11 protein-coding genes are annotated in these 15423 nt (G+C 61.4%); 6 read left to right on the top strand and 5 right to left on the bottom strand.

Going from position 1 to position 15423, the window contains the following annotated elements:
• Positions 1-161: 161 nt before the first annotated feature.
• Positions 162-1139 carry an isopenicillin N synthase family dioxygenase gene (locus tag IC231_RS01050; RefSeq protein ID WP_190782771.1) on the bottom strand — a complete coding sequence of 326 codons (978 nt, stop codon included), beginning with the start codon at positions 1137-1139 and terminating at the stop codon, positions 162-164.
• 131 nt (positions 1140-1270) lie between these two features.
• On the opposite strand from IC231_RS01050, the gene IC231_RS01055 reads away from it, so the two are divergent.
• Both IC231_RS01055 and IC231_RS01060 read left to right on the top strand, forming a co-directional pair.
• Positions 1271-2095 carry a hypothetical protein gene (locus IC231_RS01055; RefSeq protein ID WP_190782772.1) on the top strand — a complete coding sequence of 275 codons (825 nt, stop codon included), beginning with the start codon at positions 1271-1273 and terminating at the stop codon, positions 2093-2095.
• 206 nt (positions 2096-2301) lie between these two features.
• A complete protein-coding gene (locus tag IC231_RS01060; RefSeq protein ID WP_190782773.1) occupies positions 2302-5907 on the top strand; it encodes a fibronectin type III domain-containing protein in 3606 nt (1201 codons plus the stop codon).
• A gap of 152 nt (positions 5908-6059) precedes the next feature.
• Here IC231_RS01060 and IC231_RS01065 read toward each other — a convergent pair whose 3' ends face one another.
• The gene (locus tag IC231_RS01065; protein ID WP_190782774.1) at positions 6060-8180 is read right to left on the bottom strand and encodes a hypothetical protein; all 2121 of its coding nucleotides are present in this window, start codon (positions 8178-8180) and stop codon (positions 6060-6062) included.
• A 285-nt stretch (positions 8181-8465) separates the two neighbouring features.
• Between IC231_RS01065 and IC231_RS01070 the strand changes: the two genes are divergently transcribed.
• Entirely contained in the window at positions 8466-10508 is a 2043-nt protein-coding gene (locus IC231_RS01070) for an OmpA family protein (protein ID WP_190782775.1), read from the top strand.
• A 112-nt stretch (positions 10509-10620) separates the two neighbouring features.
• Here IC231_RS01070 and floA read toward each other — a convergent pair whose 3' ends face one another.
• The gene (gene floA, locus IC231_RS01075) at positions 10621-11622 is read right to left on the bottom strand and encodes a flotillin-like protein FloA (protein WP_190782776.1); all 1002 of its coding nucleotides are present in this window, start codon (positions 11620-11622) and stop codon (positions 10621-10623) included.
• Between the two features lie 99 nt (positions 11623-11721).
• Positions 11722-12189: an NfeD family protein gene (locus IC231_RS01080; protein ID WP_449549785.1), complete on the bottom strand. Its 468-nt coding sequence runs from the start codon at positions 12187-12189 to the stop codon at positions 11722-11724.
• Between the two features lie 185 nt (positions 12190-12374).
• Here IC231_RS01080 and IC231_RS01085 point away from each other — a divergent pair, with 185 nt between their 5' ends.
• From IC231_RS01085 to IC231_RS01095, 3 genes are all read left to right on the top strand, one after another.
• On the top strand, positions 12375-12902 hold the full coding sequence (locus tag IC231_RS01085; protein WP_190782778.1) for a Crp/Fnr family transcriptional regulator: 528 nt from the start codon (positions 12375-12377) through the stop codon (positions 12900-12902).
• 68 nt (positions 12903-12970) lie between these two features.
• Positions 12971-13525, top strand: a complete 555-nt coding sequence (locus tag IC231_RS01090; RefSeq protein ID WP_190782779.1) for a DinB family protein — start codon at positions 12971-12973, stop codon at positions 13523-13525.
• Between the two features lie 66 nt (positions 13526-13591).
• Positions 13592-13837 (top strand): hypothetical protein, encoded by a 246-nt coding sequence (locus IC231_RS01095; RefSeq protein ID WP_211538804.1) that lies wholly within the window; start codon positions 13592-13594, stop codon positions 13835-13837.
• Positions 13838-13903: 66 nt separating this feature from the next.
• Here the strand turns inward: IC231_RS01095 and proS are convergent, their stop codons facing one another.
• A complete protein-coding gene (gene proS / locus IC231_RS01100; protein WP_190782780.1) occupies positions 13904-15379 on the bottom strand; it encodes a proline--tRNA ligase in 1476 nt (491 codons plus the stop codon).
• Between the last annotated feature and the right edge of the window lie 44 nt (positions 15380-15423).

The following is a 15423-nucleotide window of genomic DNA, read 5'->3' on the forward strand; positions in this document are numbered from 1 at the left end:
CTCATCGGGCGGGAGGACGGGCGGAGTGGAAAGCACGAGCCTAATGTAGCAGAAGCGGTTGGTTGTGACGCTGGTTGAGCCAGAAAAATGCGCTTTCCGTCATCACAAAAAAGCCTCCGCAACCCAACGGCGCGGAGGCTTCACGAAGCAGAAGAAAAGGGTTATTTCTTCTTGAGGCCCAACTCAATCAGGCGCTCATTCAGAAATTCGCCCGCCGTAATGTCGGCTTCCTTCTTGGGGTTTTCGGGCGTCACGCAACTTTCGAGAGCGGCCAGGCTCATTTCGGAGCGTGGGTGCATAAAGAACGGAATGCTGTAGCGCGAGGAGTTCATTTTCTCCCGGACCGGATTCACGACGCGGTGAATGGTGCTCTTCAGAACGCCATTGGTCAGGCGCTGCAGCATGTCGCCGACGTTCACCACAATCTGGTCGGGCAGGGCCGTAATCGGAATCCATTTACCGTCGCGGCGCTTTACTTGCAGGCCATCGGCTGAAGCGCCCATCAGCAGCGTAATCAGGTTGATGTCGCCGTGCTCGGCGGCGCGTACGGCATCGGCCGGTACCGCGTCGGGGTTTTCAATCGGGTAGTAGTGGATCGGGCGCAGAATGCTGTTGCCATTGCGCACCTTGTCGTCGAAGTAGTTTTCGGGTAGCTCCAGATACAGGGCAATGGCGCGCAGCACGTCTTTGCCGGCGGATTCCAGCGTTTTGTAAGTGGTCCGCGACGTATTTGCGAAGCTGTCCACCTCATTGGGCCAGATGTTGTCGGGGTATTCGGCGCCGATAGGGTCATTGGCATCGTCCACTTCCTGGCCCACGTGGTAGAACTCCTTCAGGTCGCCGGTGTTGCGGCCCTTGGCATGTTCCTTACCTTTGCTCACGTAGCCGCGCTGGCCTGCCAGCTCCGGCTTTTCATATTGCTGCTTTACATCGTCGGGCAGCGAGAAGAAAGCTTTTACATCACTATACAGCTTCTGCGTCTGCTCATCGGTGAGGCCGTGGTTCTTGAGGGCAACGAAGCCGATGTTCTGATAGGCTTCGCCGAGCTGTTGAACAAAGCGGGCTTTGCGCTCCGGGTCACCGGAGCGGAAGTCTGCGAGGTCGAGGGAGGGAATTTCTTCCAGCAGTTTTTCTTCCATCTTGGAAAATCACTATACTTTTGAACAATGAATGCGTGCTGCGCAAGGTACTCAAAAAACCAACGTTGTCCCGCTAACGCAGGTTTCCGAAAGGCTCCTGTTTCTGTCTTTTTCATCCCTGTTTTCCCTACATGAAACCATTTGCTTTACTGCCTGGCGTGGCCTTGCTGCTGGCACTAGCTGCCTGCGACGCAGCCAAGATTCAGTCGGATACGTCCAACTCCTCTACCGCCGAAATGGTGACGACCACGGCGGCTACCCAGGCCAAGAACGGCATCCGCGTCACGCCTTTCAACGACTCGCCTAAGTTTCCGGAAGCCCAGCTGATTCTCAAGACGCCACCGGCCGGCTCCACCGTGCCCAGTGGGGCCGTGGCTTTCGACTACGACCTGAGCAACTTCCTGCTCACCAAGATGACCGGCGGCATGCACGCGGCGCATCTGGCCAACTCGCAGAAAGGCCAGCACATCCACAACATCGTTGATAACGAGCCCTACACGGCCCATTACGACACGGAGTTCACTAAGAACCTGGTGGATGGGCAGCATGTGGTACTCTCGTTTCTGTCGCGCTCCTACCACGAGAGCCTCAAGCACCGCGGCGCCTACGACCTGCGCGTTGTGACCGTGGGCAAAGTGGCGCCCGGCACGCCAAAGTTCGATGTAACGGCTCCGCACCTGTTCTATAGCCGCCCCAAAGACGTGTATACCGGCAAGGATGCCGAGCGGGTCATGCTGGATTTCTACCTCGTGAACACCACGCTGGAGCCCGGCGGTACGCAGGTGCGCGCGACCATCAACGGGGCCGAGTTCATGCTAGACCAGTGGGCGCCCTACATGATGGAAGGCCTGCCCATCGGCGAGAATACCGTGAAGCTGGAGCTCGTAGATGCCAGCGGCAACCTCATTCCCGGCCCCTACAACTCCGTTACCCGCAACTTCTCGATTCAGCCGTAGCACGGCCGGCTGCTTCCTTGTTTCGCTGCCCATCCTCCGCCCGCCGGAAGATGGGCAGCGGCTTTAGGGGGGTACAATATTCTGGCATCCTTGTAATTTGGCGGCTTTTTAACCTGCGCTTAATGTCGGATGCAGCCTGTTTTCAGTAGCTTCACGCTGCAGGAGTTGTGCCTGCCCAGTATACCACCACCCTTTTCAAATTTTTCATGCAACACCTTTTACGCTTGACAGCAGGGCTAACTAGTCCGACTGCCTTCAGCCGTGTGCGTGTGCTTGCGGCGCTGATGCTTAGCCTCTGGCTGGGCGTAGCCCGCCCGGCGCAGGCGCAGGTAGACACCTATCAGTTTGCGGCCTCACAAGGCACATACACTCCGCTGGTTGGCGGCACGGCCCTGCCCGATATGCTGGCCGACACCTATATCACCCCCACGGCTATTCCGCTGGGCTTCACGTTCGTGTTCGATGGGGCTCCTTTTACGGCCGTGAAGGCTTCGTCGAATGGGTTCCTGACCTTTAACGCTACGGGTTCATCCAGCATCTCGACGCTGGCAGCCGCCGTAGCAGCCAATCGCCCACTGGTGGCGCCCCTCGGCGACGACCTGGATGGCCGGCCGGTAGGGGCTACCGCCCAGGCTTCGTACCTGACAACGGGCACGGCTCCAAACCGGGTGTTCACCTTCGAGTGGCAGAACTGGGAGTGGCGCTGGGGCGTCAACCTGGCCGTTATTTCCTTCCAGGTAAAGCTGTATGAAGGCAGCAACCGGGTAGAGTTCATCTACCAGCAGGAGCCCAACCCGACGAATGCCACGGCAACGCTGGGCGCTTCCATCGGTCTGGCCGGCACCGGCACCGGCTCGGGTTCGTACCTGGCGCTGAGCGACGCTACGGCTAACCCAACGGCCAGCTCCACCACCGAGAACACCAACATCAACACGAAGCCTGCTACCGGCCAGGTGTACGCCTTCACGCCAGCAGCTCCGGCTGCCTGCCCGGCTCCGCGTAACCTCGCGGCTACTGCCACCAGCACCACGGCCAACCTGACTTGGACGGTAACAGGCGGCGGCGGTACGTTCCGCATTGAGTACGGCCCGCAGGGCTTCACGCCCGGCTCAACGGCCGGTACGGTAGTTACGAGCACCACCACCAGCGCTTCGCTGACGGGCCTGACGGCTACCACTCCCTACGACTTTTACGTGACGCAGATCTGCGGCGGCAGCAACGGCAACAGCCTGGTAGCCGGTCCCGCTACCTTCACGACGCTGGCCAACCCGCCCGCCAACGACGCCTGCACCGCCGCTGTTTCCCTGACGCCGGGTGCTATATCGGCAGCCTGCCCGGGTGCTACCAGCGGTACGCTGCTGGGCGCTACGCCTACAGCCGGCCTGGCCACGCCCGTTGGCACCGCCGACGATGACGTGTGGTACAGCTTCGTAGCTACTTCCCGGGCACATACCGTAACCCTCACGGGTTCCGGCGACTATGTGCAGGAATTGCTGAGCGGCAGCTGCGGCGCCCTGACCACGGTAGCCTTCTCCGACCCGAACGTGAAAATCTACTCGGGCTTGACGGTGGGTGCTACCTACTACCTGCGCGTGTACTCCTACAGCGCTACGCTGCCCAGCGCTACGGCGGCTCCCTTCACCATCTGCGTAACCACGCCTACGCCGCCGCCCGTCAATGACGACCCGAGCGGTGCCATTGCCCTGACCGTGAATGCCACCTGCACGCCGGTTACGGGTAACAACGAAGAAGCCACCACCACTACTCCCAACGGCTATGCCAACCCCGGTACGTCGCCGAACAGCTGCGGTATTGCTGTTTCGCCGAGCGACGTATGGTTCACGTTCACGACGCCTGCCACGGGCGTGGCCTCCACGGCCGTACGCGTACTCGTGACGGGTGTGCCCGCCAGCCAGCTGCGCGCCTTCTCGGCCGCCAGCGCCGCTGGTCCGTTCACCCAGATTGGGTGTTCTTCTACCAGCGCTACGGTAGCGGCTCCGCCACTCGACCTGACCCAGCTCACGCCGAACACCACGTACTATGTGCGGGTGTCGGGCTACGGTACCGGTAACCCCGAAGGTGCTTTCACGATTTGCGTAACGTTCCCGCCTACCTGCGGCGACCCGCGCACCCTCACGTTCACGAATACCACCCAGACGGCTACGCAGGTGAACTTCGTGCCCGGCAATGGCCAGCAGACCTTCACCGTGACGGCTACGCCAACGGCGGGCGGCACGGCCGTTACGGCTACCGGCACGGCTTCGCCGATCCAGCTGACCGGCCTCACGGCCGGCACTCCCTACACCGTAACGGTAGTAGGCCTCTGCCCCGACGGCTCTTCTACGGCTACCCTCACCGGCACCGTGAGCACGCTCATCATCAACGACGACCCCAGCGGTGCCGTGCAGCTCACGCTGGGCTCCGACTGCCTGACGCCCACCAGCGCCACGCTGGTAGGGGCTACCAGCACTACTCCTAGCGGCTACACCAACCCCGGCACGGCCTGTACGCCATCTACGGCCACGGCTCCGCGCGACGTGTGGTTTAAGTTCACGACGGCGGCGGCTGGCGTAGGCTCTACGGAAGTAACGCTGACCACGACCGGCAACAACGCCAACGTGCTGCGTGTATTCTCGGCGGCCAGCAGCGCTGGTCCGTTCTCGGATGTGGCCTGCAAAAGCAGCACCGGCAGCACCGTAACCGCCGGTAGCCTCATCGTAACGGGCCTCACGCCTAACACCACGTACTACGTATCGGTAGCGGGCTACACCAACACCACAGTGCAGAGCGCCTTCACCATCTGCGTACGCGGCAACTCCAACTGCCCGCTGCCAGTAGGCCTCACCACGGGTGCCACCACGGCTACCACTGCTTCGCTCACGTGGAACGTGGCCGGTACTACGCCAAGCGGCACGTTTGTGATTGAGTATGGCCCGCAGGGCTTCACGCCCGGCACGGGCGCCGGTACCACCGTTACCAGCACCACGCCTAGCGTTACGCTCACCGGCCTGACCTCGGACACGCAGTACTGCTACTATGTAAGCCAGAACTGCGGTACCCTGAACGGCAGCAGTGAGCGGGTAGGTCCCGTGTGCTTCCGCACCGACATTGCCCCGGCTAACAACGACGACCCCTGCACGGCTACCGTGCTGACGGTAAATGCTACTGCTACCAACGCCACCACGCTGGGTGCTACCACCACGCTGCCCAACGGCTACGCCAACCCTGGCTGCACCACGGCCGGCAGCCCCCGCGACGTATGGTTCTCGTTTGTGCACACCAGCGCCCTGAGCTCCGGCGGCATTGTGGTAGGTGGCAACACGGCCGGTCAGGTTCGCCTGTTCTCGGCCGCTACCTGCAGCGGTCCGTTCACGCAGCTGGCCTGCCAGGCTGGCCCCGGCGCCAACACGCAGGCTCCGGCGCTGCCCCTGAGCGGCCTGACGGTGGGTACTACCTACTACGTATCGGTATCGGGCTTTGCCTCCAACGATGCGCAGGGTCCATTCACGATTCAGCTGCGCCCCGTGCTGAGCACGGGCAAGGGCGAGCTGCCCGGCGGCGAGGTGAGCGTATTCCCGAACCCAAGCCACAACGGTACGCTTAACCTGGCTATCCGTGGGGCGGGTGCCGTGAAAACCGCGCAGGCCCTGCTGTTCAACAGCCTCGGCCAGCAGGTACTCACCAAAACCGTAGTCGTGCGCGCCGGTGCTGTGCAGCAGGCGCTGCCGGTACAGGGCTTGGCCAAAGGCCTCTACACGCTCCGCGTGCAGGTCGGCGAGCATACCATCACCCGCAAAGTAGTCCTCGACTAACGGCGGCAACGCAGGGGCGGCCTCGTCTCTGCGAAGCAAAAAGCCCGCTGGCCTTATGGCCGGCGGGCTTTTTTTGTGCTGTATGAAGGGCTGCCGCCTATTGCTGTCGGGCAAGATTCAATTTCGCTACAACCGTATTCCCAGTACAAACCCTACCACTGCCGCAGACGCCAGGCTAGGGCCACTTCGAAGTAGGGATAGAGGTCGTGGGTGGTGCGGGTGAGGTCGTCGGGGGTGTAGCTGGTGCCCACGAACGAGCCGGTGCCGGGGCGGTAGCGCGATAGAGTGCGCAGCTCCTGCAGCCACAAACTAGCCGAGAAAGCCAGGGAGCCGGCGCGCCGCTCGTAGGTCACATCGGGGCCCTGCTGGCGGGTGAGGGCGCGCAGGTAGATGAGCGAGGTGCCGGCATCCTGCACCAGCGCGGCGCGGCTGTGGGTGCGCTGCTCCAGAAAGCGGTAGCCGAGGCGCAGGCTGCTGGCGCTGGCCACGGGCCGGCGGCGGCCGGTCCAGCCGTAGCGCAGGCCGCCGCGCAGGTCGTGGGTGATGGTGGTATCGAGGGGACTTTCCTTGAAGGCGGGCCAGCGCAGGAGCCCCACCCGGTTTTCGCGGCGGGCATAGTCTACGGTGGCCAGCAGGCGGGGTGTGAGTTGGTACGTGAGGTTCTGCTGCTGCTCCAGCACCCGGCTGGCGCGGTTGCGCAGCTGCTCGCTGGCCCGGTCGCGCACCTGGTAGCTCACCCACAGGTGGTAGGTGCTCCGGATGCTGAACTTGCCCGGCGCCCACGTGAAGCCCGGCTCCCAGTGCAGCAGCCGGTCGGTGTAGTTTTCGGCGCTGAGGGCCGCCCGGATAAACACGAACTGCCGGTACTCGCTGGCCAGGGCCAGGCTGGTGCGGAAGTTGCCGCGCCAGCGCCCGGTCCAGGTCATGCGCAGCTGGTGCTGGGCTTCGTCGCGGTCCTGCTGGTTGTCGCGGCTGGGGGCCGTCACGCGCAGCAACTGGGCCCCCCCGATGAGCGACAGGGCGTGGCGCGACGCGGGCAGCCAGGTCAGCTCGCTTTGCCACTGCGTCGTGCGCTCGTTGATGTCCTTGATTCGCTCCCGGGCCAGGGCGGCTTCGTAGAGGGTGGGGGTGAGGCTGCGGTTGTTTTCGAGGTTGTAGGCGCGGTTTCGCTCGCGGTAGCCGAAGGCCAGCACCGCCTGCACCTTCTGGCTGCCCAGGCGCAGCTCCTGGCGGGTGTCTAGCTCCCGCTGCCGGTAGCCCAGGTTCTGCAGCGTGTCGGCCTCGGGCCCCAGGCGGCGGTACTCAAAGGCTCGGCTCGGCAGCGCCAGCGCATTCACCGACCGGAACGACACCTTATCGGAGAGGCGGTAAGCCCACGTCAGCTGCCCGGCCAGTGTGTCACTCTGGATGCGCTGCACGTTGCCGGGCACATAGTCTTCGGCGCGGTGGGCGCGGTAGGTGCCGCGTAGTGTGCCGCTGGAGTATTCGTCGAAGGTGTGCTCGTAGTAGCCTTCAGCAAGCAGGCGCTGCCACACCCGCGGGCCCAGCTGCGCCCGGGTGCCGAGCAGCCGCAGCGCCAGCGGCGGTGCGGCTGCTCCGCGCAGAAACGCCAGCGTCGAGAAGTCCACGCCATACGCCACGCCAATATCCTGGCGGCCGTTGCGGGCGTCCTGCACTGCGCCCCCAAACCCAATCAGCCGCATCACCGACAGCGAGTCGGTGGCCTGGGTGGGCAGCAACCGGGGCAGGGCCTGCTGGTAGCCGAAGCGCGCCAGCCACAGGCCGGTGCGGGTGGCGTTGGCGCGGCTCTGCTCGTAGCGGATAAACTGCCCGGTGCGCCAGCCGCCGCCCAGGTCCACAGTGTGCAGGGCATCGGCTGCATAGTCTTCGCGCACAAACGGCGGCTCCCCGCGCGAGTCATAAATCCACTCGCTCAGGAGGCGGTAGCGCACCTGCTGGCGCTTGCTGAGCTGCACGGTGCCCAGCAGGGCCGTGCGCTGCGCATAGGTGCTGATGCCCACCCGCCGGGCCTGCACCGTGAGCAGCAGCAAAGAGTCGGGCGGGGGCAGCACGGTGCGGGCCAGCAGCGGCAGCGAGCCGGCATCTACCAGTGCCTGCCCCCGGCCTGGCCGCGGCAGCAGTAGTAACAGAAGAGAGGTGAGGCTTAGCCAGACCAGCACTTTTCGCCCCGCCCCGCCAGTCCGCGCGCCGCCCGTGCGACCCAGGGAAGCAGAAGCATAAGCGGAACTTTTGGCGGGTACGGGTAGCTTCATGAAAAGCAGTCAAAGACAGGCAGTAGGGCCAGCGTCTGCAGCAGCTAGCATTGTCGGCAATCTGTTGGGAAAGCAAGGTACTTCATCGGGGCGCCGGCCGCAACGGGTCGGCTATTTCCGTTTTTCATCAAAATTTAACCCATGCAGGAGGTTGGTATCCCTACCTTTGGGGTTCTGGTGGCGGGCCGCCGAAACTTAGCGGCCCTCCCTCACGTCTCAGTCAGTTCGAGACCATCTTTCCGGGTTTGGGCGGGAGCTACAAGCCGTTGTTTTGCCAGTCAGCTTATGAGTGTTCAGAAATTACTGCTGTCGGTGGGGTTGGTCATGGGAGTTGCGGGGAGCGTACAGGCGCAGCATGCCGTGTGGGCTGCCAAGGTGGTAGCCGTATCGTCGCAGAAAGCGGAAGGCAAAGAGGCCTTTTCGCCCGAAAAAGTATTGGGGGAACCCAATGCCCAGCCCCTGGGCCAGGTCAGTAACGAGGCCTGGATTCCGCGCAAAGAAGGAAGCGACGAATTCATTGAAGTGCGCTTTGGCAAGTCGCTAGTAGCGAAACAGGTGACCGTAGTGGAGAACTTCAACCCCGGCTCGGTGGTGAAGATTGAGCTGGTGGACACCCGCGGCCAGAAGCACCAAGTGTACGAGAATACCAGCCCCGGCCCTATTCCGGAGCAGTTTCGGTCGCTACAGGTGACGTTTTCGCCGGCCACCTACCGTACCATTGGCGTGCTGGTGACCATGAATACCAAGGCCGTGAACGGCGTAAACCAGATTGACGCCATCGGCATTGCCGACGTGGCCGAGACGATGGTGAAGAAGGAATTCAAAGGCGAAAACGACGGGGTGAAATTCGACTCGGCCATGGTGAATCTGGGGCCGAATGTCAATTCCAAGTACGTTGATACGCACCCGGTCATCTCGCCTGATGGCCGTACGTTGTTCTTTGCCCGCCAGGAAAGCCCCCAGAACTCGGGCGGCGCCCGCGACGTGCAGGATGTCTGGTACAGCACGCTGGCTAATGCGGCCAACAAAGCCTGGAACCCCGCCAAGAACATTGGCGGCCCCATCAACACGCCCGGCCCCAACGGGCTGGCCTCGATATCATCGGATGGCAATACGGCCGTGCTGATCAACGTCTACAACGAAGACGGCTCGCTCGACCCCAAGGGCCTGAGTACCAGCAAGCGTACCAAAACCGGCTGGAGCCGCCCCGAAAAGGTAGTCATCGAGAATTTCTACAACGACGACCCCGAAAACGTCGATTACTTCCTGGGGCCGTCGGGCAAGGCGCTGCTGATGGCTGTGGACCGCAAAGACGGACAAGGTGAGCAGGATATTTTCGTGAGCTTCCGCAATGCCGATGGCAAAACCTGGAGCAAGCCCCGCAACCTGGGCCCCACAGTGAATACCAAGAAGCCGGAATTCGCCCCGTTCCTCGCCTCCGACAACAAGACCCTGTACTTCGCCTCAGAGGGCCACGGCGGCTACGGCAAGAGCGACATTTTCTACTCCAAGCGTCTCGACGATACTTGGACCAACTGGACCAAGCCCCGTAACCTGGGACCCAACGTCAACTCCCCTGATTTCGACGCTTACTATGTCGTGTCGGCAGCTGGCGAAGATGCGTATCTGGTGTCGGCCCGCAACGGCATGAACGGTTCCAAGGACATCTTCCGCATCGGGCTCACGCCCCAGTTCAAGCCCGAAGTGGTGACGCTGGTACGCGGCCGGGTACTGGATGCCGCTACCAAAAAACCAGTGCAGGCCGTTATCAAGTATGAAAACCTGCTGACGGGTGAGGAAATAGGCGTAGCGGAAACCAACCCTGTGGATGGTTCCTATACCATTGTGCTGCCCTCGGGCGTGCAGTACGGCTACCGCGCCGAAGCGCCTAACTACCTGGCCGAATCCGACAACCTCGATGTAACGGACCGCCAGAAGTATTCCGAAGTGACGCAGGACTTGTTTCTGGTGCCCTTCGCCGTGGGCCAGACCATCAAGCTGAACAACATCTTCTTTGCCCAGAGCAAATACTATCTGCGCGAGAATTCTTACCCGGAGCTGCAGCGCCTGATCCGGACGCTAAAAGAGTATCCGACGGTAGAAATCAAGCTGGAAGGCCACACCGACAACCAAGGCGACCCAACCCTGAACCTGAAGCTGAGCCTGGACCGGGTGAACGAGGTGAAGAAGTATATTGTCTCGAAAGGCGTTAGTGGTACCCGCATCACGACAGAAGGCTTCGGCGACAAGAAGCCCGTGGCCAGCAACGACCAGGAGGAAACCCGCAAGCTAAACCGCCGCGTAGAGTTCCGGATTACGAAGAAGTAATGTCCTGTTAGGCTGCTTTGACAGTTGCTTTTCCTGAAGCGAGTAAACGAGAAGGCCCGATTCTGTTAAGAATCGGGCCTTCTCGTTTGTGGTGTTTAGCTGGCTTGGTTGCTTAGCTCAGGCGGGTTTCGTCGCGGCCGGGCTTGCTGCTGCTGCTTTGGTTGCCGGGGTTGGCAATGGAGTCGCGCATGTCGGTGTCGGACTGAATGTTGCGCATTTTGTAGTAGTCCATGATGCCGAGGTTGCCGGAGCGGAAAGCCTCGGCCATGGCCTTCGGTATTTCAGCTTCGGCTTCTACCACGCGGGCTTTGGCTTCCTGCGTTTTGGCGCGGTTTTCCTGCTCCACGGCCACGGCCATGGCCCGGCGCTCTTCGGCTTTGGCTTCGGCCACTTTCAGGTCGGCAGTGGCCTGATCTATCTGCAGCTTGGCTCCGATGTTTTCTCCTATATCAATGTCGGCAATGTCAATGGACAGGATTTCGAAGGCCGTGCCGGCGTCGAGGCCTTTGCTGAGCACGAGCTTAGAAATCTTGTCGGGGTTTTCGAGCACCTCTTTGTGCGACTTCGAGGAGCCAATGCTGGTTACGATGCCTTCCCCGACGCGGGCCAGAATGGTTTCCTCGCCGGCGCCGCCCACCAGCTGCGTGATGTTGGCGCGCACCGTGATGCGGGCCTTGGCAATCAACTGAATCCCGTCCTGCGCCACGGCGGCCACGTTCGGGGTATTAATTACTTTGGGGTTTACGCTCGTCGTGACGGCCTCAAACACGTCGCGGCCGGCCAGGTCGATGGCGGTGGCCTGCTTGAACGTGAGGGGAATGTTGGCTTTGTCGGCCGAAATCAGAGCCTTGATAACGCTGGGAATGTTGCCGCCGGCCAAGTAGTGCGTTTCCAGGTCGTTGGCAGTCAGCTCCAGGCCAGCCTTCGTGCTCGTAATCATCGAGTTGACGATGAGCGACGGCGGCACCTTGCGCACCCGCATAAACGCCAGCTGGAACAAACTCACCTTCACGCCCGAGAACAACGCCGTTATCCAGAGGCTGATGGGGAAAAAGTACAGAAAGACCAGCAGAACGATGGCCCCGACAATGAGCGGAAACAGAGGAAAGTCCATAGAGTGTAATGTAGCACAGGCGCGGGCTTGTGCTGGTTTGGGAAAGAAAGCGGACAGGTCATGGCCGCTCTACCGACTGCTGAGGGCACAAGCTAAGCCTTATGCCACACTTTCCACCACAATCCGGTTTTGCTCGATGCGAAGCACGCGCACTTCGGTGCCGGCCGGCACAAACTCGCCGCGGGTGGTTACTTCCCGGCGGTTTTCCTCGAACAGCACCGTGCCGGCCGGCCGCAGCGCCGAAAGCGTGCGGCCCATGGTACCGGGTTGCACATCGGGCAGGCGGGCATCCCGCACGTGCGAGTTGTTGACGTCGGTGAGGGCTACGCGGGCCATGTTCTTGGGCTTCAGTCCGATGTAGACCATCAGGCCCGTGACAGCCAGCGACGATAGTAGCAGAATATGGCCGGTAGCGGAGCCAAAGTCGCGGTAGGCAAACCACACGCCGGCGGCCAGCAGCGCGAACCCAATCAGACCCACAATGGTGGTGCCCGGAATAAAGACGACTTCGGCGGCCAGAAAGAGCAGGCCAAAGAGCAGAAGCATTGCAACAGTAAGCCAGTCCATAGGAGAGGGGAGTTTGGTTAGCAAAAGATACGCAGAAACCTTGCAGGAAAGGTATAGCAGCACCCGGATGTTTGCTATTTTGCCACGGCTGGCTCCATCTGTAGTCGTCCGGCGCGGGTTATATGGCTGCACGTTCGTCTTCTTCGGCAACCGGTATAGAGGCACTTCGGCATTTGCTGCAGCAGGTGCCCTATTTAACGGCCGCCGATGTGGAAGCCTTCGTGGCCGGTTGGCAGAAGCCCGTGCAGCTCGCCCGCCACGATTTTCTGATTCGGCCGGGGCAGGTAGAGCATCACCTGTACTTTGTGGCGGAAGGTGTGCTGCGCATCTTTCTGCCGGTAGCTACTGAGGAAATCTGCGTGGGGTTTGGCTACGCGGGCACGCTCATCTGCTCGTTTCCTTCGTTCGTGGAAGGCCGCCCATCCGATTATGCCATTCAGGTGCTGCGCCGCAGCCGGCTGCTGGGTATCAGCCGTGCCACAGTGCTGGCGTTGCTGGAAAGCCACCCAAACATTGCCCGTTTCTGGCGCACCGAAATGGAACGAGCGGTGGTAGGCCGCATTGAGCGGGAAATAGATTTGCTGCTGCCCGAGCCCCAGCGCCGCCTCGACCGGCTACGGACCCGCAGTCCGCACCTGTTTCAGCTGGTGCCCCGCAAATACATTGCCTCCTACCTGCGCATGACTCCCGAGACGCTGAGCCGCCTGCGCTAAATCTTGCGTGAAATCAAGGTTTCGGGGACTATGCTGCCCGACCTTTGGGCATCATCCGGCCATTTCCTATGCACACCCCCAACTTTCTTCAGCAGTTGTGCACCAATGTTCGCAGCATACAGACCCTGGTAGAAACCGAGCTGCTGCCGCTGCCCGAAGCCTTACTCAACGGCAAGCCAGCTCCTGAGCGGTGGAGCGCGCTGGAATGTGTGGAGCACCTGAACCGCTACTGCCGCTACTACAACCCCGCCCTGGTGCGGGCGCTGCGCCACCCGGCTGCCGCCCGCGCCGAAGTACAGTATAGCTGGCTGGGCCGAAAGTCGTTGGACATGGTGCGGCCCGGTAGCCGCAAGCAGCACAAAACGGTGAAACATATGAATCCGGCGGGGGGCCTGCTTACCGTGGCCGTTCTGCGGGAGTTTCTGCAGCACCAGACGCAACTGGCGGCACTGCTGCAGCAGGCTGCCACTGCCGACCTAAACCGCAAAGCCGTGCCCGTAGAGTTTTTTCGGCTGCTGAAGCTGCGAACCGGCGAAGCCCTGGAGTTTGTAGTGCTGCACGAGCAGCGCCATGTCCAGCAGGCGCTACGGGCCGTTCGGCAGGCACAGGATGCCGCCCTGTAACCTGCGTCACTGCCGAATGTGGGCCTTCGTAGCTACTCGCAGTCTTCAGGTACGTATCAGAGGCGCATGATGAAACAACGAGAAGTAACCGACCAGCACAATACCACTTGGACCTGCGTGCAGGCCTACGCCGCCGTAGAAAGCTCTGCTACCGAAGAGGCAATTGCCCGCAGCGAAACCGATTCCGGAGCTGTGCCGGTAGTGTGCACGCCCAGCGGCGGCGCCCAGACCGTACGCCTGGAACTCGAAAAGGACTGGCTCGATAATCTTTCCGATGACGAGTTGGCTACCGCCATTTCAGCCGCTCAGTAACAACCAAAACACAAAAAGGCGCCCGGCTACTGCAGCCGGGCGCCTTTTTGTGTTTTGGCTCAGGCGCTAGTAAGCCCGAGCGAAGTATACGCGGCGCTTGCTGGGCTTGCCGGTCAGGATGCAGGTGCCATCCTCATCAGGCTCGTTCAGCGCAATGCAGCGGATGGTGGCTTTGGTTTCTTCCTTGATGCGCTCCTCAGTTTCGGAGGTGCCATCCCAGTGCGCCACCACGAAGCCGCCTTCGCCTTCCAAGGCCTGCTTGAACTGCTCGTAGGTGTCCACGCGGGTCGTATGCGTTTCGCGGAACTGATGCGCCTTGCGGTAAATGTTAACCTGAATATCGTCGAGCAGCGCCGCCACGCTGTTCACGATGTCGGCCAAGGGCAGGTTCATTTTCTCTTTGGTGTCGCGGCGGGCCACTTCCACGGTACCGGCGTCTAGGTCACGCATGCCCACGGCCAGCCGAACCGGCACGCCTTTCAGCTCCCATTCGGCAAATTTGTAGCCAGGGCGCTCCGTGTCACGGTCGTCTACTTTCACCGAAATGCCGCGCTCAATCAGGCCCATCTGCATCGGCCGGATGCGCTCCAGCAGCTCATCGAGCTGGCCGGTTTTGTAAATGGGCACAATGACCACCTGGATAGGTGCCAGCTTGGGCGGCAGCACCAAGCCTTCATCATCGGAGTGAGCCATGACAAGGGCGCCCATCAGGCGCGTGCTTACGCCCCAACTGGTGCCCCACACATACTCCAAGCCGCCTTCCTTGCTCTGAAACTGCACATCAAACGCCTTGGCAAAGTTCTGGCCCAGGAAGTGCGAGGTGCCGGCCTGCAGCGCCTTGCCGTCCTGCATCAGACCTTCGATGCAATACGTATCCTCGGCACCGGCAAACCGCTCGTTTTCAGTTTTTACACCTTTCACAACGGGCAGCGCCATCCATTCTTCGGCAAACTGCGCATATACCTCCAGCATCTGGCGGGTTTCAGCCACGGCTTCCTCGGCGGTGGCGTGGGCCGTGTGGCCTTCCTGCCACAGAAACTCGGCGGTGCGCAGAAACAGGCGGGTACGCATTTCCCAACGCACTACGTTAGCCCATTGGTTGATGAGTAGCGGCAGGTCGCGGTAGCTCTGGATCCAGCCTTTGTAGGTGCTCCAGATGATAGCCTCCGAGGTTGGGCGCACTATCAGTTCTTCTTCCAGCTTGGCATTAGGGTCTACGCGGAGCTTGCCTGGGTTGTCGGGGTCGGTCTGCAGGCGGTAGTGGGTGACTACGGCACATTCCTTGGCAAATCCTTCCGCGTTTTTTTCCTCGGCTTCAAACAGACTTTTGGGGACGAAAAGGGGGAAGTATGCGTTCTGATGGCCCGTGCGCTTGAACATATCGTCCAGGGTGCGCTGCATCTTCTCCCAGATGGCATAGCCGTAGGGCTTAATGACCATACAGCCCCGCACAGCGGAGTTCTCGGCCAGCCCGGCACGCTTCACCAACTCATTGTACCACAGGGAATAATCTTCGCTCCGCTTGGGCAAACTTTTGCTCATGTTTCAGGTATCTTTGGTAAGTCGAAATAGTTCCCGGTTTGGCC

The sequence above is a fragment of the Hymenobacter duratus genome (assembly GCF_014698995.1).
In the GTDB taxonomy this organism is placed as follows: domain Bacteria; phylum Bacteroidota; class Bacteroidia; order Cytophagales; family Hymenobacteraceae; genus Hymenobacter; species Hymenobacter duratus.

Bases quoted from the DNA above. Each gene is read 5' to 3' on its own strand.
- proS (WP_190782780.1), bottom strand. From the start codon at position 15,379: ATGAGCAAAAGTTTGCCCAAGCGGAGCGAAGATTATTCCCTGTGGTAC.
- IC231_RS01070 (WP_190782775.1), top strand. From the start codon at position 8,466: ATGAGTGTTCAGAAATTACTGCTGTCGGTGGGGTTGGTCATGGGAGTT.
- IC231_RS01095 (WP_211538804.1), top strand. From the start codon at position 13,592: ATGATGAAACAACGAGAAGTAACCGACCAGCACAATACCACTTGGACC.
- IC231_RS01055 (WP_190782772.1), top strand. From the start codon at position 1,271: ATGAAACCATTTGCTTTACTGCCTGGCGTGGCCTTGCTGCTGGCACTA.
- IC231_RS01080 (WP_449549785.1), bottom strand. From the start codon at position 12,189: ATGGACTGGCTTACTGTTGCAATGCTTCTGCTCTTTGGCCTGCTCTTT.
- IC231_RS01060 (WP_190782773.1), top strand. From the start codon at position 2,302: ATGCAACACCTTTTACGCTTGACAGCAGGGCTAACTAGTCCGACTGCC.
- IC231_RS01065 (WP_190782774.1), bottom strand. From the start codon at position 8,180: ATGAAGCTACCCGTACCCGCCAAAAGTTCCGCTTATGCTTCTGCTTCC.
- IC231_RS01090 (WP_190782779.1), top strand. From the start codon at position 12,971: ATGCACACCCCCAACTTTCTTCAGCAGTTGTGCACCAATGTTCGCAGC.
- IC231_RS01050 (WP_190782771.1), bottom strand. From the start codon at position 1,139: ATGGAAGAAAAACTGCTGGAAGAAATTCCCTCCCTCGACCTCGCAGAC.
- floA (WP_190782776.1), bottom strand. From the start codon at position 11,622: ATGGACTTTCCTCTGTTTCCGCTCATTGTCGGGGCCATCGTTCTGCTG.